Genomic DNA, 25,738 nt, shown 5'->3' with positions numbered 1-25,738 from the left:
CCATTTCGGCAATCTATACCGGGCCATGTTTCAAAAGGAGTCCGTCAATGACGACAGAACAACAGCCTATCCATTCCGGTTTCGGTAGCAAGACGACAGCGCGGGACGCCTTGGTGGGGATCGACCTCGGCGGCAAGATCGCCATCGTCACCGGCGGCTATTCTGGCATCGGCGTCGAGACGACGCGGGCACTCAGCGAAGCCGGTGCAACGGTCATTGTCCCCGTCAGGTCACCCGCCAAGGCGGAGGCGAACCTCGCCGGTATCGCTGGGGTCGAACTCGCGCCGCTCGACCTGCTCGATCCGGCTTCGATCGACCGTTTCGCTGCTGGCTTCCTGGCGAGCGGCAGACCGCTGCATATGCTGATCAACAGCGCCGGCGTCATGGCCTCTCCGCTGACGCGCGACAGCCGTGGCTACGAGGTCCAGTTCTCCGCCAACCATCTTGGACATTTCCAGCTCACCGCGCGCCTCTGGCCGGCGTTGGTGAAGGCGAACGGCGCGCGGGTCGTGGCGGTCTCCTCGCGCGGCCACCGCTTCGCTCCGGTCGATTTCGCGGATCCGAACTTCGAGACCCGCGAATACGACAAGTGGAAAGCCTATGGCCAGTCGAAGACAGCCAATGCGCTCTTTGCCCTTGGCCTCGACAAGCGGGGCGAGGTATCTGGTGTCCGCGCGTTCTCGCTTCACCCCGGCGCCATCATCACGGATCTCGTGCGCCATCTGACCGATGACGATTTCAAGGCCTTCGGCATCACCCGCCATGCCGATGGCGGGATGGACGTCAGCGAAGAGAGCCAGCGCAGCTTCAAGACTGTCGAAGAGGGTGCGGCCACCTCGGTATGGTGCGCGACCAGCCCTAAGCTCGCCGGTCTGGGTGGCGTCTATTGTGAGGACTGCGACATATCTCCACTGGTCGGGGAAGGCCACACGGGACCTGTCGGGGTCTGGCCGTGGGCCTGCGATGCCGAGGCAGCCGAAAGGCTCTGGACGCTCAGCGAGCGGCTGACAAGCTGCAGCTTTTCGGCGTAGAGACACGGTCGCTACACGTCCTATAATCGGCCAAAGGCGTTCCATAGCGGCACGGATGCCATTTCCGTGCCGTTTTGGGACGGCATGAAATACCCATATGTCCGGCGTTAACGCAGGCCCTGAAACGGACTTGCAAGTTCTCTAAATCACTTCAATCTTCTGAACAGAATTGGGGAACGAACCAAAGGGCATTTCACATGACCGCAGCACTTTCCATGTCCGCTCCGGCGGATGATGTCGATGTCCTCGCCGGCGCGCTTTACTCGTGGTGCGCAGAGCGAAACATCAAGCTCCGCAGCCAGCAAGGACTGTCGATCGCCAGTATCGCGATCGATCTCTATCACGCCGGCCACCATACGCAAGACGAGCTGCTGACAGCGCTGCATGAATGCGAGCGGCACTAGAAAAAGAAAGCCCGCCGTGAGGCGGGCTAAAGTACCGGGAAACGGTGTGACCCATATCCGCCGGTCGATTGGGGCGGATTACGCCGCCGTCTCATTGCTCATCAAAGTCAGGATAGTCTTGACCGCTTCCTTGCCTGCCGGCGAGTGGAGCTTGTCGTAATGCAGCGCCAGCTGATAGGCCTCCGGGCTCAGCTCGATCTTCTCGGGCTGACTCGTTTCGGCACCTTCGAAAAGGGCTGAGATTTCGACCCCCAGAAACTGGGCGATCTGATGCAGCTTACTCGCGGAAACGCGGTTCGTGCCTTTCTCATATTTCTGAATCTGCTGGAAGGTCAGGCCGAGGGCCTCACCCAATTCCAGCTGTGAAACGCGGCGTCTGGCACGCAATTGTCTTACGTTGCGACCGACTAGGATATCGACTGGATCCGGCACGTGAGCGATCCCTCATTTAGAAACGATTTGCTCACCATAATATGCCGGGTATTTCAAATATCGCAACCCGCGAGTTGCAAAATTCAACCGACTTTTTTTGGTCTTTACGTTGCGTCAGGCCAACCCAGAGTAAGGGCATAGATCGGCGCATGGGCCGGATTGCTAATTTCGAGCAATTCGCAGATCGCGCTATGGCTGAGTGCGGCTGTCGGGCAGGCCGTCATGCCATGCGCGGTAGCCGCGAGCATGATGTTCTGGCCGATATGTCCCGCTTCGATCATCACCACCCTGTAGGCGTTCGCATCGCTATATTTCCACATGGTCCGGTCCATATGCGCGACGAGAACGATCATGCAGGGCATGGTATCGGCCCATTCCTGGCCACCGACCAGATCCGACAATGCGGGCGTCGCGGCCGAGACGCGCGCCAGCGAATGCTCCAGCGCTGAATAGTGATAGATGCCGGGCTCGAGCCCTTCGACATTCCGGGCAAACACATAGGCTTCATAGGGATTGCGGGCGCCGCCTGAGGGGGTCATGCCCAGCGGCAATTCGACGACGGCATTGCGCGCCTTGCCGGTAATGCCGAGACCGGCGAACAGCGCTTCAGAGAGCACACCGATGCTGGCGGCCTGCGGCAGGCCACGACGCTGCGTCCGGCGGCGCGACATCAGTTGCAGCAAAGTGTTGCCACCAAGCGCTGGCGGCAGCGCTATGACGTCGCTCTTGTCTGCGTTCAGGCTGTAGAGCGCGATCTCGCCTTCAGTGGCAAGCGTCGTGCGCTGCAGATCCTCCGCCTCGTTCAGCGACATGTACTCAGGATCCTGAACGCAGAAATGCAGCAGCGCCGACGGCACACCCCATTTCCAGTTTTCGGAGAACGCCTCTTCGCGCGCGTGGAGGGCGGAACCCTCCTCGATGAGCGCCGACATCTCGACCAGCGAGGCGAGCGTCTCGTCCAGTTCTTCGTCGCTGTAGCCAGGCGCCTGATCGCTGATCGCAGCGCGATCGCTCCAGGAGGCGAGCGCGCGCAGAAACTCCAGGAGATCAGGGCTGCATTCGAACACAGCCTTGGTGAGAAAGTTGCAGGCGACGAAGGCGTCGCCATCGTTATGAAAAACGAGAGTGCGGGAAGAGCGATAACGCATCGAATCAGATGCGCCTGCCGCGAGGCTCGCAGCAGGCGCTTATGAACTTAATCAATACGGAACATCATACCGCGGCTGACAAACGTCGGCTTGGCCTTAACAGGCGTTACCTTGAGGTTCGGCTTCGTCTTGTTCTGCATGATCCATCTCCACGGTTGTATGAACGATCCCCTTGATCGCGGCCGAAGGATGAAACAGCAACCAGAAATATTCAATTAATGCGGAAATATTGTTTTGATACATCAAAGTGATGCATTGCTTCAATTGAAGTCAAAAACAGACAATTACTGAATTAAATTTGTTATTTTTGTCTTTACGTAGAATTATCTAGCCCAAAAAAGAGAACTATGACAATCATGGTGTGAGAATAATTCGGTAGGACCGCCGGAGAAGCAGAATGGGCCTTAAAAAGACTGTACAGACCGAAGAAGAGCTGACTTTGGACGATGCCCTCGGTGGATACACCATCGACATGTTGAACACGCTGATCGCGCAGAGCAGGAGCGCGAAGCAGCCGATGCTGACCTATCTCTTGTCGATGGCATTGATCGAGGCGCACCGGGTCAGCGTAGAACCGGCTGCGGCGACCCACGATATGGGACTGTCGCTGAACTAAGTGAGGTCGCGCGTGACTGCGGAGATGAAGTCGGCGCGCTGCTGAACGATCATATCCCGGACGATCCGGGGCACGGCCTCATCGGTCGTGCGGTAGACCTTGGCGAGCCGCAGTGCGGTTCGCAAGTTGATGCGGCTGTTGAGCGGCACCATGACCACGGCGCTGAATGACGGCCCGGCCGGCGTAAAGATCATCGAGTGGCCGCCGAGCAGCTTGTCGGAGAAGGGCAGCCAGCGCAAACGCATCAGCGTCGGCTCCTGCGTGCCGATCTGGTTTGCGGCAGCAAAGGACAGGCAGTTCAGCCGCTCGACGACAATGCCCTTGTGATCGCCGGTGAACCGCGACCAGTATTCGCCCTTCTTGACGGCCCGATTGGTCAGCCGGCGGAAGGTGGTGGCATTGCCCTGTTTGGCAATAACGACGACCGCGCAGAGTAGGCTGTCCGGCGTACTCGGTATTGTCATATAGGCATGGTAGAGGCCCGGGGCGATCCCGGCGGCCGGATCGGCAAAGAGCAGTGGCTCCAGCGCGTCACGCGCAGCAGAGAGCACGCGCGTGCCCGAAGGACGGCCGTGATCGAGATCGACGGCGATCGGCCGCTGATACATTTCTTCCTCGGTGACATCGAGGTACTGACAGATTTTCTTGACCGAAGCGCGTCCCGGCGCCCGGCGAGCCTGAAGGTAGGATTCGATCTGCGAGCGGCCAATTTCCATGCCGCGCGCGGCAGCGCTGATGCTGCCCGCCTTTGCGAGGCAGAGCCGCCGTAAATTTTCGGCAAAATTCTCAAGTGCAGACATGTCCGCAATGGCTTTCAGGAGATGAGTCGCGCTCAAACTAGCCGCAAGCCAAGCGGAACACAAAGGGGGATAGGCCACAATTTAAGGGCTGATCCGATTGACAGACGGCTGCGTAACGATAGGTAATTTTCGCCGGAAACAAAAAGAGTTTGCCGCCCGATGGAGGCACGATCGCCGCAATGAAATTGGACATTGAATTGCCTGACGCCTTGCCCAGCATCGCAGCCGATGAAACGCAGCGAAATCTTTCCTTGATACTTGATGGGCTTGCAGCGCTCCGCTTAAATATTAATCATCAGCCCGAAATTCTTTACTGGATTGAGCGCGCCGTCGTAGAGACAGAAAAACAGCTGCGGATGATCTCTCCTCCTTTCCACTAAATAATTGAATGGACATTGATTTTTCCGCTTACCGCAGTGACGCGCCAGTCCCGGTAACGGCGGTCGTTTCCCTGGAAGCCGAATCGCATAGGATGCTGCCCAGTTCGATACCGGGAGCATTTCGTGTTTATCTTCTCCAAGCTAGTCTGGGTTTTCGGCCAGCCGCTGTCCGTTGCCTTCTTCCTTATCGCTCTCGGGCTCCTGGCCCTGGCGCTCCGGCTGCGCAAAAGCGCACTGTTGCTCTCCGGGCTTAGCGCCGTCGTGCTGTTCGTGACGCTTTATACGACGGCCGGCAATTATCTGTTGCAAGGCTTGGAAAACCGTTTCCCCAAACCCGCACAGGACCCGGAAAGCCTGCAATGCATGATCGTGCTTGGCGGTGCCTTCGAGAGCGAGGTCAACACCGCCCGCCATGGGATCGAATTCAGTGCCGCGGCAGACCGCTTTATAGAAGCGCTGAGACTGGCACAGAAATTCCCGCAGTCGCGGATCCTGATTTCGGGCGGAGATGGCTCGATTTCAGGCACCTACGAAGGCGATGCCGCCGCCTCGACGCGCTTTTTCCCGTTGTTCGGCGTACCGCGCGAGCGGCTGGTGGAGGAGACGGCATCGCGCACGACCTTCGAGAACGCGATGAACACCAAGGATCTGCTTGCACAGAACGGACTTTCGAACTGCCTGCTGATCACCTCCGGATATCACATGCCACGGTCCGTCGGCATTTTCCGCAAGCTCGGCATCGACGTCACGCCATGGCCCACCGATTTCCGGACGGACGGCGAGGTCCGCCCCGGCATCGACTTTACCCAGCCGAGCCTCAACGCCCAGAACATTTCGACCGCGGTGCGCGAATGGTTTGGTCTCGTGGGCTATTATCTCGCGGGGCGAACGTCGGAACTCTATCCTCGATAACCGCTATTTCTTGGAGATGGTGACGAACTTGGTGCCGCGGACGCGGGCCGTGACGATGCAGGGGTCACCCTCAGTACGGTCGCAAAAGCGTGGATGCATCTTCATGGCCAGAACCATGTTGCCGAAGCGCTGGACGAAATCGTAGCCATAGATCTGAGCCGTCGCGATCATGAAGTAGCCGCCTTCGGCGACCTGGAGATAGAAATTGTAGGGGCAGCCGTCGTCGTTGCACTGCGGGCCCTTCTCGCCGTCGCAGGTCAGCTCGCCTTCGTTGACGACCGCGTCGATGAGGCCATCGTTGTTGATATCGAGGCGCTTGACGTAGCCCTCGCCGAAGTCGGCTTTGGTGCACTGCTCGGTGAAGTGCTTCTTCTCGTAGATCTCCGGATCGGAGAGCAGCGACTGCTGGGCGAAGGCGGCGGCCGGGACCACGAGCAGCGCGACGAGATTGACGGCGATGAGAAGCGCTTTCACGACTTTCCTCTTTCTGGCGGATAAGGGCACTGACAGTCGCGCATTCTGAACGCCCCGCCTTGCGCCGCCCTTGCCGCCGTGATTCAGTCTCGGCACGATCTGCCGCTCCAAGGACCTCTGATGTCGCTGCTCGTCTATCTCGATTATGCAGGCATTGCGCTTTTTGCGGCAACCGGCGCGCTCGCCGCCTCACGCAAGCAGCTTGATCTCATCGGCTTCCTGTTCTTCGCGACCGTGACCGGCATCGGCGGCGGTACGGTGCGCGATATCGTGCTCGGCCGCGTTCCGGTGTTCTGGGTGCTGAACCCGGCCTATATCGTCATCTGCTGCGTCACCGGCGTGGTGGTGTTTTTCACTGCCCATCTGGTGGAATCGCGTTATCGGCTGCTGATCTGGCTGGATGCCATCGGGCTGTCTGCCTATTGCGTCATGGGCGCTGCGAAAGGATTGGCTGCGACAGGATCCCCAACCATCGCAATCGTGACGGGAACACTGACGGCGACCTTCGGCGGCGTGCTGCGCGATCTGATGGCAAACGAGCCTTCCGTACTGCTGAGGCCGGAAATCTACATCACTGCGGCGCTGATCGGTGCCGGCGTCTTTACCGGTGCGACGGAATTCGGTTTGCCACTCTACGCGGCATCAGCGCTCGGCGCAGCGGCGGCCTTCGCAATCCGCGGCGGCGCACTGTGGTTCGGATGGACGTTCCCAACCTACAAGCACAGGCCCGGCCGCCATCCCGATGATGTGATGTGACGTCTAGCGGCTCTTCGGGCGCAGGCGGATCACCACGTCGACATGGGCGATTTCCATGCCCTCAGGCGGTTCCGGCAGGTTGCCGATAGTGAGATTACTGACCGGGATATCCAGAACGTCGTTTTCACCCTCGACAAAGAAATGATGGTGATCGGAGACGTTTGTATCGAAATAGGTCTTGGCGCTTTCGACCGCGAGAACGCGGATCATGCCGGCCTCGGTAAACTGGTGCAGCGTGTTGTAGACGGTCGCCAGTGATACCGGCACACCCGCCACCACGGCTTCCTCGTGCAGTTCTTCGACGGTCAGGTGACGATCGCCCTTGGCGAACAGCAGATCACCGAGGGCAACGCGCTGGCGCGTCGGGCGAAGGCCGGCGCTGCGCAGTCTCGCTTCGATACCGATCGGGGCTTCAGCCGCCATGAAGGAAGAACTCCATTTAATTCTAGCATCAACTAATCAAGTTTCCTAAGCCATATAACTTTTGCGCAAAAGCCTTTCAATAGTTTCAATGGGGACAATAGGCGCTGAAATGCCTTAAAATCCGGCCTTTGGCGCATTTAGCTCTGGCCGCGGCCTTGGCCTTCCTGTATGCGACCACCAAATAAGGCAGATCGCCGGTCCGGCGCGGAATGGGAAGCAGCCATGCTTATGCTTCATTTTCCGAAGAACTTGGACTAACACTCAATCCATCAGCACGTTGCGGGGGACCCAGACTTTTCATGACGACGAGACAATCCAGCTTCAACTATGAGGAAATCCTGTCCTGCGGCCGTGGCGAGCTGTTTGGCCCCGGCAATGCGCAGCTTCCCTTGCCGCCGATGCTGATGGTCCACCGCATTACCGATATCTCCGAAACCGGCGGAGCGTTCGACAAGGGTTACATTCGCGCCGAATATGACGTGCGCCCCGACGACTGGTATTTCCCCTGCCACTTCCAGGGTAACCCGATCATGCCGGGTTGCCTCGGCCTTGACGGCATGTGGCAGCTGACGGGCTTCTTCCTCGGCTGGCTCGGTGAGCCCGGCCGCGGCATGGCGCTCTCCACTGGCGAAGTAAAGTTTAAGGGCATGGTCCGTCCGGAAACCAAGCTTCTCGAATACGGCATCGACTTCAAGCGCGTCATGCGCGGCCGCCTCGTCCTCGGCACTGCCGATGGCTGGCTGAAGGCCGACGGCGAAGTGATCTACCAGGCGAGCGACCTGCGCGTCGGCCTGTCGAAAGCCTGAACCGCGGCAAGACCGCTCCAAATACAAAGACGTTTTAGAAGAGGTCATCGACATGAGACGGGTAGTTGTCACAGGTCTGGGTATCGTTTCTTCCATCGGTAATGATGCACAGGAAGTCACCGCGTCGCTGCGCGAAGCCAAGTCCGGCATTTCGTTTTCCAACGATTTTGCCGAGCATGGCTTCAAGTGCCAGGTTTGGGGTTCGCCCAAGATCGACGTGACTGAACTCGTCGATCGCCGCGCGGCGCGCTTCCTGTCGCAGGGCGGCATGTGGAACCACGTCGCCATGAAACAGGCGATCGCCGATTCCGGCCTCGAAGACGCAGATATCGGAGGCAACGAGCGCACCGGCATCATCATGGGTTCGGGCGGCCCGTCCACCCGCACGCTGATCGAAGCGGCCGACATCACCATTAAGAACAACAGCCCGAAGCGCATCGGCCCGTTTGCCGTTCCGAAGGCGATGTCCTCGACGGCTTCGGCGACGCTCGCCACCTGGTTCAAGATCCACGGCGTCAACTACTCGATCTCGTCGGCCTGCTCGACCTCGGCACATTGCATTGGCAATGCCGCAGAGATGATCCAGTGGGGCAAGCAGGACATCATGTTCGCCGGCGGTCACGAAGACCTCGACTGGACGATGTCGAACCTCTTCGACGCCATGGGCGCGATGTCTTCCAAGTACAATGACACGCCGGATACCGCTTCGCGCGCCTATGACGTCAGCCGTGACGGCTTCGTCATCGCCGGTGGCGCAGGCGTCCTGGTTCTCGAAGAACTCGAGCATGCCAAGGCCCGCGGCGCCAAGATCTACGCCGAAATCGTCGGCTATGGCGCAACCTCCGACGGCTACGACATGGTCGCTCCGTCAGGCGAAGGCGCGATCCGCTGCATGCGCCAGGCACTGGCAACGGTGAAGGGCAGCGTCGATTACGTCAACACGCACGGCACTTCGACGCCGGTTGGCGACTCGAAGGAAATCGGCGCGATCCGAGAAGTCTTCGGCGACAAGATCCCGCATATCCAGTCGACCAAGTCGCTGACCGGTCACTCGCTGGGTGCTGCCGGCGTTCAGGAATCGATCTACTCACTGCTGATGATGCAGGCGGGCTTCATCGGCGAAAGCGCTCACATCAGGGAACTCGACCCCGAGTTCGACGGTGTGCCGATCGTTCGCAAGCGCATCGACGACGCCAAGATCGACATTGCCCTTTCCAACTCCTTCGGCTTCGGCGGCACCAACGCTACGCTCGTCTTCCAGCGCTACAACGGATAATACCATGACGGGAATCATGCAGGGTAAGCGCGGCCTCATCATGGGCGTCGCAAACAACCATTCGATTGCCTGGGGCATTTCGAAGGCGCTGGCGGCGCAGGGCGCCGAGCTCGCCTTCACCTTCCAGGGTGAAGCGCTCGGCAAGCGGGTCAAGCCGCTCGCAGCCGAAGCCGGCTCGGATTTCGTGCTGCCTTGCGATGTCGAGGACACGGCATCGGTCGATGCCGTGGTGGACTCGATCAAGGAGCGCTGGGGCAAGCTGGACTTCATCGTTCACGCCATCGGTTTCTCGGACAAGAATGAGCTGAAGGGCCTCTACGCCGACACGACGCGCGACAATTTCAGCCGCACGATGGTGATCTCCTGTTTCTCCTTCACCGAGATCGCCAAACGCTGCGCGCCGCTGATGGCCGACGGCGGCTCGATGCTGACGCTGACCTATAACGGCTCGACACGCGTCATCCCGAACTACAACGTGATGGGCGTCGCCAAGGCGGCTCTCGAGGCCTCCGTGCGCTATCTGGCCGCCGACTACGGCCCGAAGGGCATCCGCGTCAACGCGATCTCCGCTGGCCCGATCCGCACACTCGCCGGCGCCGGCATTTCCGACGCCCGCGCGATCCTGTCGTGGAACCAGCAGAACGCACCGCTGCGCAAGACCGTCAGCATCGACCATGTCGGCAATTCGGCACTCTACCTGCTGTCTGACATGTCGGCCGGCGTCACCGGCGAAATCCACTTCGTCGACGCAGGCTTCAACATCACCTCGATGCCGACGCTGGACGCACTTCGGACCGCCGACGTCGAGTAAGATCAGCTACAAATAACCCGGATATGAAAAAGGCGGCCAGTGGCCGCCTTTCTTATTTCTTCGCCCAGAGAACCTTGAAGCGGGCGTTGCGGCAGGTTTCTCCGCTTTCGCGGAAGTTGGCGGCCAGAACCGGCTCGTAAGGCAGGCCGCGGTTGGCGACGATGAGCAGGCGGCCGCCGCCGCGGAGCGCCGAAGCTGCGGTCTTGATCATCGCCTGGCCGAGCGAAGGTTCCGCGGCATGGCCTTCGTGGAAGGGCGGGTTCATGATGACGAGGTCGTACTTGTCCTTGACCGGTTCGCCCGCCAGATCGTGCCAGAAGAAGCGCGCCGGTGCGTTCGGGCAGTTCTCTGCCAGATTGTCCTTTGCGGCCTCCAGCGAGGCGTGGTTGGCCTCGTAGAGGTCGATGCGTGCGAGCTTCGGCGAATGCGCGACGAGTTCGGCGGAGAGATAGCCCCAGCCGGCGCCGAAATCGGCGGCATCGCCGGTGAAATCGGTCGGCAGACGCGAGGCGAGCAGCTCGGAACCGTCGTCGATCCGGTCATGCGAGAACATTCCCGGCGATGCGATGAAGCGGCCGTCGACGCGAACCGGCGCCTTGGCGAATTTTGATACTGCTTCGCTGACATCGTCAGGACGGACGAACCAGAAGGCGACGCCGTGATATTTCGGCATGTGCTCGATATCGAAACCGAAGCCGTCCATGCGCTTGCGCAGCGGCTGGATGCCGTCTTCCTTGCCACCGGCGACGACGATCAGGCCGCCTGATTTCACGCGCGACAGGGCGGCGGCGATATTCGCCTCGTTCTCGCCCTTGTGCTTGGTGCAGAGCATCAGGACCGCATCATAGTCCTCGCCTTCGATCTCAGGCATGGTTTCGATGCGCTGCGCCTGCAGCTGCCGGTATAGCGGGCGGAAGCCCTGTACGGCGCTCAGCGAGGCGGCAAAGCCCTCCGGCAAGGCAAAGCCTGCCTCGGCGCCCAGGAACAGCACGCGCTGCCCCTCGCCCGGCGCATCGACGGTGCCGCTGGCAAAGGGGTGGAACAGGGTTTTCAGCGTTTCGCGGCTCATGGGCTCATCTCGTCTTCGAATACAAAAAGGGCGCGGAAACAGTCCCGCGCCCATGAAGTTCTGGAAAGGCGCAGCTTATTCGGCTGCTTCTTCCTTCTTCTTGTCGGCAGGGATTTCCTGGCCGGTTTCCTGATCGACGACCTTCATCGACAGGCGGACCTTGCCGCGCTCGTCGAAGCCGAGGAGCTTGACCCAGACCTTCTGGCCTTCCTTGACGACGTCCTGCGTCTTGGCAACGCGCTCGGAAGCGAGCTGCGAGATGTGGACGAGACCGTCACGGGCGCCGAAGAAGTTGACGAAAGCGCCAAAGTCGGCGGTCTTGACGACCGTGCCTTCGTAGATGACGCCGATTTCCGGCTCGGCAACGATCGAGTGGATCCATTTGCGGGCCGCTTCGATTTCCTTGCCGGACGAGGAAGCGATCTTCACCGTGCCGTCGTCTTCGATGTTGATCTTCGCGCCGGTCTTTTCGACGATTTCGCGAATGACCTTGCCGCCGGAGCCGATGACTTCACGGATCTTGTCGACCGGGATGTTCATGACTTCGATGCGCGGTGCGAATTCGCCGAGCTGGCCGCGGCTCTCGGTGATGGCCTTGGCCATTTCGCCGAGAATGTGCGTGCGGCCACCCTGTGCCTGGCCGAGAGCGACCTTCATGATCTCTTCGGTGATACCGGCGATCTTGATGTCCATCTGCAGCGAGGTGATGCCGTCGGCAGTACCTGCGACCTTGAAGTCCATGTCGCCGAGATGATCTTCGTCACCGAGAATGTCGGAGAGAACAGCGAAGCGATCGCCTTCGAGGATCAGGCCCATGGCGATACCGGCAACCGGCTTAGCCAGCGGAACGCCGGCGTCCATCAGAGCGAGCGACGTGCCGCAAACGGTTGCCATCGAGGACGAGCCGTTGGACTCGGTGATCTCGGAGACGACGCGCAGCGTGTAGGGGAACTGCTCGGCAGACGGCAGCATCGGACGGATAGCGCGCCATGCGAGCTTGCCGTGACCGATTTCGCGGCGGCCCGGGGAGCCCATGCGGCCGGTTTCGCCAACCGAGTAGGGAGGGAAGTTGTAATGGAGCAGGAAGCGCTCCTTGTACATGCCGGTCAGGCTGTCGACATACTGTTCGTCTTCGCCTGTGCCGAGCGTGGCAACGACGATCGCCTGCGTTTCACCACGGGTGAAGAGAGCCGAACCGTGGGTGCGCGGCAGCAGGCCGACTTCCGAAACGATCGCACGAACGGTCGACAGATCGCGACCATCGATGCGGCTCTTGGTGTCGAGAATGTTCCAGCGAACGATCTTCGCCTGCAGGTGCTTGAAGGTCGCGCCGATGACTTCGGCAGTGTACTTCGGCTCGACGCCTTCAGGGAAGAAGTGAGCCTTGACCTTTGCCTTTACGGCATCGACGGCTGCGTAGCGTTCAGCCTTCTGGGTGTTCTTGTAGGCGACGCGCAGTTCGGCTTCGAAATGCTTCAGCATTTCTGCTTCGAGCTCGGAATGATCTTCCGGCTGGAAATCGCGCGGTTCCTTGGCAGCAACTTCGGCGAGCTTGATGATCGCATCGAGAACCGGCTGGAAGCCGCGGTGGCCGAACATGACGGCGCCGAGCATGACTTCTTCGTTGAGTTCCTTGGCTTCCGATTCAACCATCAGAACGGCATCGTGCGTACCGGCAACGACGAGGTCGAGAACGGACTCTTCCATTTCGTCGAGATGCGGGTTGAGGACGTATTCGCCGTTGATGTAGCCGACGCGTGCGCCGCCGACCGGGCCCATGAACGGAACGCCGGAGAGCGTCAGGGCTGCCGAGGTAGCAACCATCGACAGGATGTCGGGGTTGTTTTCAAGGTCGTGCTGAATGACGGTGACGACGACCTGGGTGTCGTTCTTGTAGCCTTCAGGGAAGAGCGGGCGGATCGGGCGGTCGATCAGGCGGGAAACGAGCGTTTCGTTTTCCGACGGACGACCTTCGCGCTTGAAGTAGCCGCCGGGGATCTTGCCGGCTGCGTAGGTCTTTTCCTGATAGTTGACGGTGAGCGGGAAGAAATCCTGGCCCGGCTTCGGCGACTTAGCGGAAACGACGGTCGCGAGAACGACGGTTTCACCGTAGGTCGCAAGAACGGCGCCATCAGCCTGACGGGCGATCTTGCCGGTTTCGAGCTTCAACGGGCGGCCTGCCCACTCGATTTCCACGCTATGGGTATCGAACATATGTCTTGTCCTTCAATGCGGGAACAGGCGCCACGACCCTTTCAAGGCACAGCGCGCGATCGACCGCAATTATGTGACACATCATGGGCAAGACAACGGGAGGCTTTGCGGCGGCGGCTTTCGAGAAAGCCGGGCCAAGGTTCCGTACCTTGGCCGGAAAGCATCCGGCAATCCTGCCCCATGACAGGTCAACGGTTGTTCTGGCAAAACCGGCCCATCCGGGTCTGCCTCAGTTCCACCCCATGAAAACATCAAATGCGGTGGTCAATCTCTGGGGCTTTCCAACCCCGAATAAGCAACCGGCGAGCGCCCGAAGAGCGCCCGCCGGAAAACCTTAGCGACGGATACCCAGGCTGGTGATCAGCTTGGTGTAACGGCCTTCGTTCTTCTTCTTGAGGTAGTCGAGAAGCGAACGGCGGCTCGAAACCATCGTCAGCAGGCCACGGCGGGAATGGTTATCCTTCTTGTGGCCCTTGAAGTGTTCCGTGAGGTTGTTGATCCGCTCGGTCAGGATCGCAACCTGGACTTCCGGAGAACCGGTGTCGCCTTCGAACGTTGCGTATTCCTTGATGAGGGCGGTCTTGCGCTCAGCAGTAATCGACATCGGATGTTCCTTTCGATGAGAGGAGATAAGGTCGCCAAAAGCCGGGATGTCGTCCAGCTTTGGCCGCGAAAGCATTCAGGCCTGCCTGATGCTGGCGCTGCCTATAGACCATTCAGACAGCAAAGGGAAGAGGCATGACCGGCAGGCCTGCGGCGCGCCGGTCGCGTCGTCAGACGAAGACGCGCTTCGGGCGGAATTCGCCTTCGCCGATCTCGCCGATGGCGATCAGCTTGCCGCGCGCCGTCGCATAGGCTTCGCTCTCGGTGATCGGCGCGTCACGGCCGCGCACGAGGATCGGGTTGCCCATCTTCAGACGATGCGCCTGATCGTCGTTGACGGCCAGATGCGGCAGGGAAGACAGCGCTTCGCTGGTGTCGATGAGCAGCGCGTCGAGGGCTGCCAGCCGCTCGTCCTGATCCTCGATCGCTTCAAGGGCGACGAGTTCGGAAAGCGGGATCATGCTGTCTTCGGGGAACGGTGCGACGAATGTCCGGCGCAGGCCGGAGACGTGGCCGTAGCAGCCAAGATCGCGGCCGAAATCGCGGGCCAAGGCGCGAACATAGGTACCCTTGCCACATTCGACTTCGAAATGCGCCGTGCTGGCATCCGGGCAGGAGAGCAGCGTCAGGCGGAAGATCTCGACCTCGCGCGACGGAATCTCGACGGCTTCGCCTTCGCGGGCCAGATCATAGGCGCGCTCGCCGGCGATCTTGATTGCCGAGAACTGCGGCGGGACCTGGCTGATGACGCCGGTATAATTCGGCAGAAGCGCCAGGATATCACCCTCGGCCGGACGCTTGTCCGAGCTCTGCGTGACCTCGCCCTCGAGATCGTCGGTGGCGCGTTCTTCGCCCCAGGTGACCGAGAATTCGTAGATCTTGCGGCCGTCCATGACATAGGGGACCGTCTTCGTCGCATCGCCGAGAGCGATCGGCAGCATGCCCGAGGCCAAGGGGTCGAGCGTGCCGGCGTGGCCGCATTTCTGCGCCTTGAACAGCCACTTGATCTTGGAAACGGCTTCCGTCGAGCCGAAATCCACCGGCTTGTCGAGGATCAGCCAGCCGGAAACCGGGCGGCCTTTGGGTTTGCGTGGTTTGGACATTCTTTTCTTCTGTTATTCGCCGTCTTTGCCGTCATCGAGATCGCGCACGACCTCGGGCGAACGCAGGAGCTCATCGATCTTCTTGTAATTGTCGAAGCTCGTGTCATCGCGGAAGCGGACTTCAGGCATGTATTTCATCTGGCGCAGTTGTGCGCCGAGGCGGCCGCGGATGTATTTCGCATTCTTGTTCAGCGCTGCGATGACTGTGTCGTGATCGGCGACGCCAAGCGGCGTGACGAAGGCCGTCGCGATCTTCAGATCGGGCGACATACGCACTTCGGAGATCGAGATGACGGTCTTTTCGATCACGTCGTCACGCACTTCGCCGCGCTGCAGAACCTGGGTGATCGCTGCGCGCACCTGTTCGCCGACGCGCAGCATGCGCTGCGAAGGTGCGGAGGTTGTCGGTCTTGTTGCCATTTTTCTTTGCCTCAAAAGGTTCGGGCGCCGGCCTTAGATGATCCGGCGCCCGTCCAAGATACAGATCCGCGCGATCAGAGCGAGCGGGTGATATGCTCGACGCGGAAGCATTCGATGACATCGCCTGCGCGGATGTCTTCGTAGTTCTCGAAGGCCATACCGCATTCCTGACCGACCGGCACTTCGGAGACTTCGTCCTTGAAGCGCTTGAGCGTCTTGAGCTTGCCTTCGTGGATGACGACGTTGTCGCGGATAAGGCGCACGCCTGCACCACGCTCGACCTTGCCTTCGGTGACGCGGCAACCCGCGACCTTGCCTGTTTTGGTGATGTTGAACACCTCGAGGATCTCGGCATTGCCGAGGAAGGTCTCGCGGCGCTCCGGCGACAGCAGGCCCGACATCGCTGCCTTCACGTCATCCACGAGATCGTAGATGATGTTGTAGTAGCGGATCTCGATGCCGCCACGCTCGGCAGCGGTCCGTGCCTGTGCATTGGCGCGAACGTTGAAGCCGATGATCGCCGCGTCGGAGGATTCCGCGAGCGCGATATCCGACTCGGTGATGGCACCAGCACCGGAATGGACGATGCGAGCCCGCACTTCGTCGGTACCGAGCTTGTCGAGAGCACCGATGATGGCTTCGATGGAACCCTGCACGTCACCCTTGATGACAAGCGGGAATTCCTTGTAGCCGGTATTCTGCAGCTTGCTCATCATCTGTTCGAGCGAACCGCGCTGGCCGGACTGGCGGGCAGCTGCCTTGTCGCGCGCCAGACGCTGGCGGTACTCGGAAATTTCGCGAGCACGGGCTTCGTTCTCGACGACAGCAAACTTGTCGCCGGCAGCAGGCGTGCCGGAAAGACCGAGCACTTCGACCGGGGTCGCCGGACCGGCTTCCTTGACATGGTCGCCCTTGTCGGTGACGAGCGCGCGGACGCGGCCCCACTGATCGCCCGCAACGATGATCTGGCCCGGCTTCAGCGTGCCCTTCTGGACGAGAACGGTCGCAACCGCGCCGCGGCCACGGTCAAGCTGAGCTTCGATGACGGTACCTTCGGCGGTCCGGGTCGGATCGGCCTTCAGGTCGAGAATTTCGGCCTGCAGCAGGACGGCTTCGAGCAGCTTGTCGAGGTTCGTCTTGTTCTTGGCCGAAACTTCGACGTCGAGAACTTCACCGCCCAGCGATTCCACGAAGACTTCGTGCTGCAGAAGCTGCTGGCGGACCTTGTCCGGCTTGGCTTCGTGCTTGTCGATCTTGTTGATCGCGACGATGATTGGAACACCAGCCGCCTTGGCGTGATTGATGGATTCGATCGTCTGCGGCATGACGCTGTCGTCGGCCGCAACCACCAGGATCGCAATGTCCGTTGCCTGCGCACCGCGAGCACGCATGGCCGTAAAGGCGGCGTGACCGGGCGTGTCGATAAAGGTGATCTTCTGGCCGTTCTGTTCGACCTGATAGGCACCGATATGCTGGGTGATGCCGCCGGCTTCGCCGGAGACGACGTTGGCCTGACGGATGGCGTCGAGCAGCGAGGTCTTGCCGTGGTCGACGTGACCCATGATGGTGACGACAGGCGGACGCGAAACCATTTCGCCAGCATCGTCGGCCTTGTCGAAGATACCTTCTTCGACGTCGGATTCCGAAACGCGCTTGACGGTGTGGCCGAATTCGCCGGCGATCAGTTCAGCGAGGTCGGCGTCGATGACGTCGCCCGGCTTCATCATCTGGCCTTCCTTCATCAGGTACTTGATAACGTCGACGGCGCGTTCAGACATACGCTGCGACAGTTCCTGAATGGTGATGGTCTCGGGCAGAATGACCTCGCGCATAACCTTTTCGCGGGTTTCCTGCATCTGGCTGCGGCGGAACTTTTCCTGACGGCGGCGCATGGCAGCCATAGAACGGCCGCGCGCACCTTCGTCGTCGACGCCCGCGGTACCGATCGTCAGCTTGCCGCGACGGCGGTCTTCCTCGCCCTTCGGACGGGTGGTGACCGGCTTTGCCGGCTCCGGACGCACGACGCGGCCACGAACCGGGCCACCGCGTGCAGCACCGCCGCGATCGTCTTCTTCGCCTTCACGGCGGCCGCGAGCCGCTGCCGGAGCAGCAGATCCGGGACGCGCAGCGCCAGGTGCCGGGGCGGCATCGGGGCGGCGGGCAGCCGGTGCAGACGGCTGAGCCGAACGGGCCTGAACGGGCGCTGCAGCCGGTGCCGGAGCAGGGGCTTCAACAACCGGAGGCGCCGGCGGACGGGCAGCTTCTTCGGCGGCGCGGCGCGCAGCCTCTTCGGCTTCCGCAGCCTGCCGGGCAGCTTCTTCTACAGCGCGGCGCTTGTCTTCCTCGACGCGGCGGGCCGCATCTTCGGCTTCGCGAACCTGCGCCATGGCAAGTGCACGGCGGCGCGCATCCATTTCTTCCGGCGACAGATGGTTCAGCACCACCGGACGCGGACGGTCCTGCTGGCGCGGAGAGTGCTGCGACGGCTGAGAGTTGCCACCTGGCTGCTGGATACGCGGCGCCGGTGTCTGCTGCTGCGGACGTGCCTGGACTGGTGCTGGTGCAGGCTCGGCAGCGCGGGGCGCCACCGGAGCAGGTGCGACCGGACGTTCGTCTTCGGGGCGCATCGGACGCCGCTTACGGGTCTCGACGACGACCGCTTTTGTGCGACCGCGACCCATATCCTGGCGCACGGTGCCCTGGCTTATCCCCGACGGTTTCAGGGTCAGCGTCTTCTTGCCCGTTGCACCAAGTGTCTTGTCGTCATTGCTATCGGTCATTCGTTCCCGTTCCTTCGGACAGGGAGCGATGACGTCATCAGTCCCTGTCAATCAAATACAGTCGATCAATGATGGGCCGGCATCTGCCGGTCGCCCGTATCATTGTTTTTGCCGGCCCGCGCTGTCCGGTGCCCGGGACTGACCGCTGTTACGGTACTGCTCAAGCATCTTTGCGCGCTTCACTACACCCTCACCCGCCTGCCCTGCAAGCACTGCGGCATGGATAAAAGCATTCTCGCCCATCACCCCTTCCATTTCGCTCTCCGAGAAGAGACGGAAGGAAGGTATTTCTTCCTCGGTTTCCATTCCGAGGTGCCAGGCCTTGCGAGCCTGGTCTATTTTTCGCACGCCATCGTCGGCTGCACCGGTCGAATGGAACACCGCAAGGGCTGCTCCGCTTCTGACCGCGGCATCCACTTTCGCGGAGCCGGTGACGAACTGACCGGCCTTGCGGGCCATGTTCATCATCTGCATCAGCTGCTTGGCGAGCAGCCGGTCGACGGTCTCGCCGAGATCAGCCGCAGCCTTCACATCCGCCTTCAAGGCGCGGGCGAAGGTCTTCTTCGCCACCGCCTTGTCGACCAGCGTGCGGTCGATCTTTACCCAGCATCCGCGTCCCGGAAGCTCACGCTTCAGATCGGCGATGACGGTTCCATCGGGAGCGGCGACAAAGCGGATCAGCTCATCCGGCGATCCGCTTTCGCGCGTCACGATGCACATGCGGCCGTTCACGTCATAACCTGCAAGATCATCATCCTCAGGAGATGTGTCCGGCTGCGCGGTCATTACGCTTCCTGCTCGGCAGCATCGGCCTCAACAGGCTCCGCATCCTTCGCAAGGTCGTCCTCGGTGATCCATCCAACCGCGAGGCGGGCCTGAACAACCATCTGTTCTGCTTCGACGCGGGAGATGTCGAACTTCGAGAACAGACCCTCGAACTTCTTCGTCTCGCCGTTCTTGCGCTCGCTCCAGCCGACGAGATCGTCAGCTGCGCAGCCTGCAAAGTCTTCCATCGTCTTGATGCCGTCTTCGCCGAGCGCGACCATCATCTGTGCGGTCATGCCTTCGATCTGGCGAAGATCGTCGGAGACGCCGAGCGACTTGCGCTTCTCGTCCATCTCGGCTTCGAGCTTTTCGAGGAATTCGCGGGCGCGGGTCTGGATTTCCTGCGCCGTGTCTTCGTCGAAGCCGTCGATCGAGGCGATTTCGTCGAGATCGACGTAAGCCAGTTCCTCAACGGCAGCAAAGCCTTCGGAGGCCAGAACCTGACCGACCATTTCATCGACGTCGAGCGAGTCCATGAACAGGTTGGTGCGCTCGTTGAATTCCTTCTGACGGCGCTCCGACTCTTCGGCTTCCGTCATGATGTCGATATCCCAGCCGGTCAGCTGCGATGCGAGGCGAACGTTCTGACCACGGCGGCCGATGGCAAGCGACAGCTGCTCATCCGGAACCACGACTTCGATGCGCTCTGCATCTTCGTCAAGAACGACCTTGGCGACTTCAGCCGGCTGCAGGGCGTTGACGACGAAGGTCGCCGGATCCTGCGACCACGGAATGATGTCGATCTTTTCGCCCTGAAGCTCGCCGACGACGGCCTGAACGCGCGAACCGCGCATACCGACGCAGGCACCGACCGGATCGATCGACGAGTCGTTCGAGATGACGGCGATCTTGGCGCGCGAACCCGGATCACGGGCGACCGAGCGAACCTGGATGATGCCGTCGTAGATTTCAGGCACTTCCATGGTGAAGAGCTTCACCATGAACTGCGGGTGGGTACGCGACAGGAAAATCTGCGGGCCACGCTGTTCGCGGCGAACGTCGTAGACGTAGGCGCGGACGCGATCGCCGTAGCGAACGTTTTCGCGCGGGATCATTTCGTCGCGGCGGATAATGCCTTCGCCACGGCCGAGATCGACGATGACGTTGCCGTATTCGACGCGCTTGACGGTACCGTTGACGATTTCGCCGGTGCGATCCTTGAACTCGTCGAACTGGCGGTCACGCTCGGCTTCGCGAACCTTCTGGACGATGACCTGCTTGGCAGACTGCGCAGCGATACGGCCGAAGTCCATCGGCGGCAGCGGATCGGCAATGAAATCGCCAAGGGCTGCATCGGGGTTGCGGTCGCGGGCCAGTTCCAGCGGGATCTGCGTGGAATAGTCTTCGGCCTTCTCGACGACTTCGAGCAAACGCTGAAGGCGGATTTCGCCGGTCTTCGGATTGATGTCGGCGCGGATATTCGATTCCGAGCCGTAACGGGAGCGTGCAGCTTTCTGGATCGCATCGGCCATTGCGGCCAGCACGATTTCGCGGTCGATGACTTTTTCGCGCGCCACTGCATCTGCGATCTGCAGAAGTTCGAGGCGGTTCGCACTGACTGCCATTGTTTTATCTCTCCGTCTCGGCTTGCCGGGTTCCCGTCCCTGGAGCCTGTAGTTGATCGGTTATTCCTGGTCTTCCGCTTCGTTCTGGTTCGCGGCTTCCGACTTCGCTGCCTTGTCGGCGCGAAGCGCATCGCGGATCAGATCGTCGGTCAGGATAAGCTTGGCTTCGGCCAGAGCCGCGAAGGGGATTTCCACCTTCTGCTCTTCGCCATAGGCAACCTGGTCACGCTCAAGCGTGAAGCCATCTGCATTCGATTCCAGAATCTTACCACGGAACCGCTTGCGGTTGCCGATCATGATCGACGTATCGCACTTCAAAAGATGTCCCTGCCAGCGGACGAAATCCGACTTGCGCACCAGCGGACGGTCGATACCGGCCGAAGACACTTCGAGATGATACTCCCGATCAATCGGATCTTCCACATCCAGAACCGGGGAAACAGCCGTCGAGACCGCTTCGCAGTCCTGAACGGACATGGTTCCGTCATTGCGCTCGGCCATGATCTGCAGCGTCGCGCCGTTCTGATTGAGCATCCGGACGCGGATCAGGCGGAAGCCCATACCGACAAGCACTGGTTCGATGATGTCGGCAAGGCGCTGGTCAAGCCCGGTCTCGGTAATCAGCCGTGGCTCAAGTTCGTTTTCTGCGGTTGTCTGATCCGACAAGCGGCGCGCTCCTAGCAAATTTCAAGCATTTTGGATGATCGCGCTAATAAAAAAGAGCGGGTCCTTGCGGCCCACTCTTCATCGTACGATCAAGAATTTGAGTGGCATATAGGCCCGTTTTTCTGAAATTGCAAGCTCCGGCGCCAAATGCGCCAAGGCTGCAATCCTTCGCTGGCCTCAGGCACGCTTCGCCATATATTGGGCGGGAACAGAACAAGACAAGCCGGAGCAAATCCGGGCGGAGGGAACGTGCCGTCGAATTCTTCCACGCTGGCGCCGCTGAAACACGAAACATACCGCCGCATCTGGTTTGCGAGCCTGGCGTCGAACTTCGGCGGGCTGATCCAGGCCGTCGGCGCCGCATGGATGATGACGACGATCACCGCCTCGGAAGACATGGTGGCGCTGGTGCAGACCTCGACGGCGCTGCCGATCATGCTCTTCTCGCTGATCTCGGGCGCGCTCGCCGACAATTTCGACCGGCGCCGGGTGATGCTGACGGCACAGGTCCTGATGCTCGTTGTCTCGGCGATCCTGACGGTCTTCGCCCTGCTCGGCTGGATTACGCCCTGGCTTCTTCTGTTATTCACCTTCCTCATCGGCTGCGGCACGGCGCTCAACAATCCCTCCTGGCAGGCGTCGGTCGGCGACATGGTGCCGCGCGCCGATCTGCCTGCCGCCGTGACGCTGAACAGCATGGGCTTCAACATGACCCGCAGCGTCGGCCCGGCGATCGGCGGGGTCATCGTGGCAGCAGCCGGTGCGGCGGCCGCCTTTGCGGTGAACGCTGTTAGCTATCTGGCGCTGATTTACGCGCTGATGCGCTGGAAGCCCGCCCTGCCCGCCTCGACGCTGCCGCGTGAAAGTCTCGGCAGCGCGATCTTTGCCGGGCTGCGCTATATCTCGATGTCGCCGAACCTTGAGAAGGTTCTGGTGCGCGGCTTCACGTTTGGTGTCGGCGCCAGCTCGGTGCTCGCGCTGCTTCCGATCGTCGCAATCGACCTCGTCTCGGGCGGACCACTGACCTACGGCTTCATGCTCGGTTCCTTCGGCATCGGCGCGATCGGCGGCGGGGCGCTCAATGCCCGGCTTCGCGATGCGCTGAGCAGCGAGATCATCATCCGCTACGCTTTTTCCGGCTTTGCCGTGAGCATGGCAATCACCGCCGCCAGCCCCTTTGCGGTGCTGACCTGCGCCGGATTGTTGGTATCGGGCGCCTGTTGGGTGCTGGCGCTGTCGCTGTTTAATACGATCGTCCAGCTGTCGACACCGCGCTGGGTGGTTGGGCGGGCGCTCTCGCTTTATCAGACGGTGACCTTCGGCGGGATTGCCGGCGGCAGCTGGTTTTGGGGTATCGTGGCAGATCGCTTCGGCGTCTCGAATGCGCTCTATGGTTCTGCAGCGGTAATGGTCATCGGCGTGCTGATCGGCTTCCGCTTCTCAATGCCGGCCTTCGCCTCGCTCAATCTCGATCCGCTCAACCGGTTCGTCGAACCGGCGCTCGGGCTCGATATCACGCCGCGCAGCGGGCCGATCGTCATCCAGGTCGATTATCAGATCAACGACGAGGACCTGCCGGAATTCCTCAAGCTGATGGGCGAGCGGCGGCGCATCCGCATTCGCGACGGCGCCCGCGCCTGGGCACTGATGCGCGATCTGGAGAACCCCGGCATCTGGACGGAGACCTATCACACCCCGACCTGGGTCGAATATATCCGCCACAACCAGCGGCGCACGCAGGCCGATGCGGAAAATACCGACCGGCTGCGCAACCTGCATCGCGGCGCCGATCTGCCGCATGTACACCGGATGATCGAACGCCAGGCGATCCCACCCTCCGACGACGTCTTTCACAAGGCGCCGATCGATATCCATCACTAGGGGGCGGTAAGATGTTCAGACGAGCCAGGGAAAGCGATCTCCCATCGATCATTGCCATGCTCGCCGATGATGCGTTGGGACGCAGCCGCGAGGTGGTCTCCGATCCCGTTGACGAGCGCTACCTTGTTGCCTTTGCTGCGATCGTTGCCGACGACAACCAGCTGCTTGCCGTCGCGGTCAATGCCGACGACCAGCCGGTTGGCTGCCTGCAGCTGACGTTCATTCCGGGGCTTTCACGCACCGGCATGTGGCGCGGACAGATCGAGAGCGTGCGGATCACGGAAACGGAGCGCGGCACCGGACTTGGCACACGCTTCATCAAATGGGCGATCGGCGTTTGCCGGGACCGTGGCTGCAAGCTCGTGCAGCTGACATCGGACAAGTCGCGGGCCGATTCCATCCGCTTCTATGAAAGGCTTGGCTTCATGGCGAGCCACGAGGGCATGAAGCTTACTCTCTGAGGCCTATTTCAGTTTGCCCTTCATCGACGCTTCCGGATAGCAGGTCGGCTTTTCGCCGTTCTTGACTTGCCACTGGCCGATCGAGCGGCGGGTCTTGTAGCCCGGCAAGCCGTCGGAACCGCCGACATCGTAGCCCTGACGCTCCAGCGCCTTCTGCATGGCAGCGACATCCGAGCGCAGCATCTTGCCGACATCGCCCCAGGCACCCTGGAAACCGCCCGCTCCATAGGCGATCCGATCGGCCAGGTTGCCGATATAGAGCCCATAGAGATCGGAATTGTTATATTCCTTGATGACGTAGAAATTCGGCGTGACGAGAAATTCGGGGCCGTCGCGGCCGGCCGGAACCAGCATCATCCCGTCGGCTTTCAGCTCGGATGAGGGAAAGCCCTTGCCCGAGATCCTGGCTATTCCGAGCGATGCCCATTGCGACAGCGGCTTGGCGAGATCCGGCCCCTCCTGGGCACAGGAGACGGCGGCGGGGATGGTGACCTCGAAGCCCCAGTCGCGGTCGCGCTGCCAGCCCTTCTTGACAAGATAGTTGGCGATGGATGCCAGCGTATCCGGCACCGAGGTCCAGATGTTGCGGTGGCCGTCACCATCGAAATCGACGGCATATTTCAGGTAGCTGGTCGGCATGAACTGCGGCTGGCCGAGCGCGCCGGCCCAGGAGCCCTTGAAATCGGCCGGCGCCACATCGCCGCCATCGATGATGTGGAGTGCCGCAATCAGTTCGGTGCGGAACATCTCCTTGCGCGTCGACATGAAGGCCTTCGTCGCCAGCACCTGGATCGCCGAGTTCGGGATCTTCGCGGCGCCGAAGCCGGTCTCGCGGCCCCAGATGGCCAGCACGATCGATCCCGGCACGCCATAGGTCTTCTCGATCCGCTTCAGCGTCGAGGCATATTGCGAGGCAAAGCCGCGGCCTGTCATGGCGAGCTTGCTGAGACGCTCCTCGTTGAAATAGGGCGCAGGCGAGGAAAATTCGGCCTGTGTCTGCTTGCGTTCCTTCGGCGGCGGGAAGCCGGGAGGTGCCAGATCCGGCAGATCCCAGTTCAGCTCGATGCCGGCGAAAGCGGCCTGAAATGTCTTGGCAGAAATGCCGCTCTTTTCGGCTTCCGGGCGCAGTTCGGTCTGCACCCATTTTTCGAACTGCGCCTCGACGGCAGCCTTCGAAGGTGCGGCGGAGGCGGGAAGATGAAACCATGCGGCAAGCATCGCCGTCAGGATCGAAAGGCGGATGATCGTCTTCACCTCAGGCATTCCCCCTCAAATGACCGTTCGCGCCCGAAGCGCGGCCGCCAATGTGCCCTCGTCGAGATAATCGAGCTCGCCGCCGACAGGCACGCCATGCGCCAGCCGGGTGATCTTGACGTCCAATCCGGTGAGCTGATCCGTTATATAGTGTGCTGTGGTCTGCCCCTCGACGGTGGCGTTCACCGCGATGATCAGTTCGCGCACGCCGCCTTCGCCGAGCCGCTCGATCAGCCCGCGGATGTTCAGATCATCCGGGCCGACGCCATCCAGCGGCGACAGCGTGCCGCCGAGAACGTGATAGGCGGCGTTCATCGCCCCGGCGCGCTCCAGTGCCCAGAGATCCGACACATCCTCGACGACGATGATGACCGACTGGTCGCGGCGATCATCGGTGCAGACGGTGCAGGGATCCGAGGTATCGACGTTGCCACAGCGCGAGCAGACCTTCACCTTGTCATAGGCATCGCCCATGGCATGGGAGAGAGGACCGAGAAGCTGGTCCTTCTTCTTGATCAGATGCAGTGCCGCGCGGCGTGCCGACCGGGGCCCGAGGCCCGGCACTTTCGCCAGAAGCTGAATGAGTTTTTCGATTTCGGGGCCGGTGACTCGCTTTGCCATGCGCCGT

Annotated in this window: 27 protein-coding genes; 11 read left to right on the top strand and 16 right to left on the bottom strand. The window is 61.0% G+C overall.

The features are described from left to right. The first annotated feature begins 47 nt into the window (after positions 1 to 47). Together AB4Z25_RS06305 and AB4Z25_RS06300 are read left to right on the top strand one after the other, a co-directional pair. On the top strand, positions 48 to 1,031 hold the full coding sequence (locus AB4Z25_RS06305; RefSeq protein ID WP_112539920.1) for an oxidoreductase: 984 nt from the start codon (positions 48 to 50) through the stop codon (positions 1,029 to 1,031). 197 nt (positions 1,032 to 1,228) lie between these two features. Continuing rightward, positions 1,229 to 1,435, top strand: a complete 207-nt coding sequence (locus AB4Z25_RS06300; RefSeq protein WP_112385033.1) for a hypothetical protein — start codon at positions 1,229 to 1,231, stop codon at positions 1,433 to 1,435. Between the two features lie 78 nt (positions 1,436 to 1,513). Here the strand turns inward: AB4Z25_RS06300 and AB4Z25_RS06295 are convergent, their stop codons facing one another. Both AB4Z25_RS06295 and AB4Z25_RS06290 read right to left on the bottom strand, forming a co-directional pair. Further along, the gene (locus AB4Z25_RS06295) at positions 1,514 to 1,867 is read right to left on the bottom strand and encodes a helix-turn-helix domain-containing protein (protein WP_112385032.1); all 354 of its coding nucleotides are present in this window, start codon (positions 1,865 to 1,867) and stop codon (positions 1,514 to 1,516) included. A gap of 104 nt (positions 1,868 to 1,971) precedes the next feature. Next, positions 1,972 to 3,015 (bottom strand): SagB/ThcOx family dehydrogenase, encoded by a 1,044-nt coding sequence (locus AB4Z25_RS06290; RefSeq protein WP_112539918.1) that lies wholly within the window; start codon positions 3,013 to 3,015, stop codon positions 1,972 to 1,974. A 397-nt stretch (positions 3,016 to 3,412) separates the two neighbouring features. Between AB4Z25_RS06290 and AB4Z25_RS06285 the strand changes: the two genes are divergently transcribed. Further along, a complete protein-coding gene (locus AB4Z25_RS06285) occupies positions 3,413 to 3,631 on the top strand; it encodes a hypothetical protein (protein WP_112385030.1) in 219 nt (72 codons plus the stop codon). Here the strand turns inward: AB4Z25_RS06285 and AB4Z25_RS06280 are convergent. Beyond that, a complete protein-coding gene (locus AB4Z25_RS06280) occupies positions 3,628 to 4,431 on the bottom strand; it encodes a helix-turn-helix domain-containing protein (protein WP_112385029.1) in 804 nt (267 codons plus the stop codon). The two genes, AB4Z25_RS06285 and AB4Z25_RS06280, sit on opposite strands and share 4 nt — an antisense overlap. Positions 4,432 to 4,610: 179 nt before the next feature. Between AB4Z25_RS06280 and AB4Z25_RS06275 the strand changes: the two genes are divergently transcribed. Beyond that, positions 4,611 to 4,811 carry a hypothetical protein gene (locus tag AB4Z25_RS06275; RefSeq protein ID WP_112539916.1) on the top strand — a complete coding sequence of 67 codons (201 nt, stop codon included), beginning with the start codon at positions 4,611 to 4,613 and terminating at the stop codon, positions 4,809 to 4,811. A gap of 123 nt (positions 4,812 to 4,934) precedes the next feature. Then, complete coding sequence (locus tag AB4Z25_RS06270; protein ID WP_112539914.1) at positions 4,935 to 5,723, top strand: YdcF family protein; 789 nt, start codon at positions 4,935 to 4,937, stop codon at positions 5,721 to 5,723. 3 nt (positions 5,724 to 5,726) lie between these two features. On the opposite strand, the gene AB4Z25_RS06265 is transcribed toward AB4Z25_RS06270, so the two are convergent. Then, positions 5,727 to 6,197 carry a hypothetical protein gene (locus AB4Z25_RS06265; protein WP_112539912.1) on the bottom strand — a complete coding sequence of 157 codons (471 nt, stop codon included), beginning with the start codon at positions 6,195 to 6,197 and terminating at the stop codon, positions 5,727 to 5,729. Positions 6,198 to 6,317: 120 nt separating this feature from the next. Here AB4Z25_RS06265 and AB4Z25_RS06260 point away from each other — a divergent pair, with 120 nt between their 5' ends. Further along, entirely contained in the window at positions 6,318 to 6,953 is a 636-nt protein-coding gene (locus AB4Z25_RS06260; RefSeq protein ID WP_112385025.1) for a trimeric intracellular cation channel family protein, read from the top strand. Positions 6,954 to 6,956: 3 nt separating this feature from the next. On the opposite strand, the gene irrA is transcribed toward AB4Z25_RS06260, so the two are convergent. Beyond that, positions 6,957 to 7,376 carry an iron response transcriptional regulator IrrA gene (gene irrA, locus AB4Z25_RS06255; RefSeq protein WP_112385024.1) on the bottom strand — a complete coding sequence of 140 codons (420 nt, stop codon included), beginning with the start codon at positions 7,374 to 7,376 and terminating at the stop codon, positions 6,957 to 6,959. 299 nt (positions 7,377 to 7,675) lie between these two features. Between irrA and fabA the strand changes: the two genes are divergently transcribed. Genes fabA through fabI form a run of 3 tightly spaced genes read left to right on the top strand, consistent with a single transcriptional unit; the run spans position 7,676 to position 10,269 of the window. Further along, positions 7,676 to 8,182: a 3-hydroxyacyl-[acyl-carrier-protein] dehydratase FabA gene (fabA, locus tag AB4Z25_RS06250; protein ID WP_112385023.1), complete on the top strand. Its 507-nt coding sequence runs from the start codon at positions 7,676 to 7,678 to the stop codon at positions 8,180 to 8,182. Positions 8,183 to 8,234: 52 nt separating this feature from the next. Then, on the top strand, positions 8,235 to 9,458 hold the full coding sequence (gene fabB, locus AB4Z25_RS06245; RefSeq protein WP_112385022.1) for a beta-ketoacyl-ACP synthase I: 1,224 nt from the start codon (positions 8,235 to 8,237) through the stop codon (positions 9,456 to 9,458). Positions 9,459 to 9,462: 4 nt separating this feature from the next. Further along, on the top strand, positions 9,463 to 10,269 hold the full coding sequence (gene fabI, locus AB4Z25_RS06240; RefSeq protein WP_112539910.1) for an enoyl-ACP reductase FabI: 807 nt from the start codon (positions 9,463 to 9,465) through the stop codon (positions 10,267 to 10,269). A 52-nt stretch (positions 10,270 to 10,321) separates the two neighbouring features. On the opposite strand, the gene AB4Z25_RS06235 is transcribed toward fabI, so the two are convergent. From AB4Z25_RS06235 to rimP, 9 genes are all read right to left on the bottom strand, one after another. Further along, complete coding sequence (locus AB4Z25_RS06235) at positions 10,322 to 11,338, bottom strand: class I SAM-dependent methyltransferase (protein WP_112539908.1); 1,017 nt, start codon at positions 11,336 to 11,338, stop codon at positions 10,322 to 10,324. 75 nt (positions 11,339 to 11,413) lie between these two features. Beyond that, positions 11,414 to 13,552 carry a polyribonucleotide nucleotidyltransferase gene (gene pnp, locus AB4Z25_RS06230; RefSeq protein WP_112385019.1) on the bottom strand — a complete coding sequence of 713 codons (2,139 nt, stop codon included), beginning with the start codon at positions 13,550 to 13,552 and terminating at the stop codon, positions 11,414 to 11,416. A 334-nt stretch (positions 13,553 to 13,886) separates the two neighbouring features. Then, positions 13,887 to 14,156 carry a 30S ribosomal protein S15 gene (rpsO, locus tag AB4Z25_RS06225; protein WP_026283114.1) on the bottom strand — a complete coding sequence of 90 codons (270 nt, stop codon included), beginning with the start codon at positions 14,154 to 14,156 and terminating at the stop codon, positions 13,887 to 13,889. A 169-nt stretch (positions 14,157 to 14,325) separates the two neighbouring features. Further along, entirely contained in the window at positions 14,326 to 15,258 is a 933-nt protein-coding gene (truB, locus tag AB4Z25_RS06220) for a tRNA pseudouridine(55) synthase TruB (RefSeq protein ID WP_112539906.1), read from the bottom strand. Positions 15,259 to 15,270: 12 nt separating this feature from the next. Beyond that, on the bottom strand, positions 15,271 to 15,678 hold the full coding sequence (rbfA, locus tag AB4Z25_RS06215; RefSeq protein WP_112385017.1) for a 30S ribosome-binding factor RbfA: 408 nt from the start codon (positions 15,676 to 15,678) through the stop codon (positions 15,271 to 15,273). A 74-nt stretch (positions 15,679 to 15,752) separates the two neighbouring features. After that, on the bottom strand, positions 15,753 to 18,458 hold the full coding sequence (infB, locus tag AB4Z25_RS06210) for a translation initiation factor IF-2 (protein WP_112385016.1): 2,706 nt from the start codon (positions 18,456 to 18,458) through the stop codon (positions 15,753 to 15,755). A gap of 99 nt (positions 18,459 to 18,557) precedes the next feature. Then, positions 18,558 to 19,244, bottom strand: a complete 687-nt coding sequence (locus AB4Z25_RS06205; RefSeq protein ID WP_112539904.1) for an RNA-binding protein — start codon at positions 19,242 to 19,244, stop codon at positions 18,558 to 18,560. Next, positions 19,244 to 20,848 carry a transcription termination factor NusA gene (gene nusA, locus AB4Z25_RS06200; protein WP_112514285.1) on the bottom strand — a complete coding sequence of 535 codons (1,605 nt, stop codon included), beginning with the start codon at positions 20,846 to 20,848 and terminating at the stop codon, positions 19,244 to 19,246. The genes AB4Z25_RS06205 and nusA overlap by 1 nt, the downstream gene beginning before the upstream one ends. A gap of 60 nt (positions 20,849 to 20,908) precedes the next feature. Continuing rightward, the gene (gene rimP, locus AB4Z25_RS06195; RefSeq protein WP_112385013.1) at positions 20,909 to 21,514 is read right to left on the bottom strand and encodes a ribosome maturation factor RimP; all 606 of its coding nucleotides are present in this window, start codon (positions 21,512 to 21,514) and stop codon (positions 20,909 to 20,911) included. Between the two features lie 249 nt (positions 21,515 to 21,763). On the opposite strand from rimP, the gene AB4Z25_RS06190 reads away from it, so the two are divergent. Next, positions 21,764 to 23,395, top strand: a complete 1,632-nt coding sequence (locus AB4Z25_RS06190; RefSeq protein WP_112539902.1) for an MFS transporter — start codon at positions 21,764 to 21,766, stop codon at positions 23,393 to 23,395. An 11-nt stretch (positions 23,396 to 23,406) separates the two neighbouring features. After that, positions 23,407 to 23,856, top strand: a complete 450-nt coding sequence (locus tag AB4Z25_RS06185; protein ID WP_112539900.1) for a GNAT family N-acetyltransferase — start codon at positions 23,407 to 23,409, stop codon at positions 23,854 to 23,856. Positions 23,857 to 23,859: 3 nt separating this feature from the next. On the opposite strand, the gene AB4Z25_RS06180 is transcribed toward AB4Z25_RS06185, so the two are convergent. Both AB4Z25_RS06180 and recR read right to left on the bottom strand, forming a co-directional pair. Further along, positions 23,860 to 25,074, bottom strand: coding sequence for a lytic murein transglycosylase (locus tag AB4Z25_RS06180; RefSeq protein ID WP_442207990.1), 1,215 nt, complete (start codon positions 25,072 to 25,074; stop codon positions 23,860 to 23,862). Positions 25,075 to 25,125: 51 nt separating this feature from the next. Continuing rightward, positions 25,126 to 25,731, bottom strand: a complete 606-nt coding sequence (recR, locus tag AB4Z25_RS06175) for a recombination mediator RecR (RefSeq protein WP_112539896.1) — start codon at positions 25,729 to 25,731, stop codon at positions 25,126 to 25,128. Positions 25,732 to 25,738 lie beyond the last annotated feature (7 nt).

The organism is Rhizobium sp. RAF36 (assembly GCF_052114105.1).
In the GTDB taxonomy this organism is placed as follows: Bacteria; Pseudomonadota; Alphaproteobacteria; order Rhizobiales; family Rhizobiaceae; genus Rhizobium.
The sequence above is the reverse complement of the archived record's forward strand: the minus strand, read 5'-3'. Positions and strand labels throughout refer to the sequence as shown.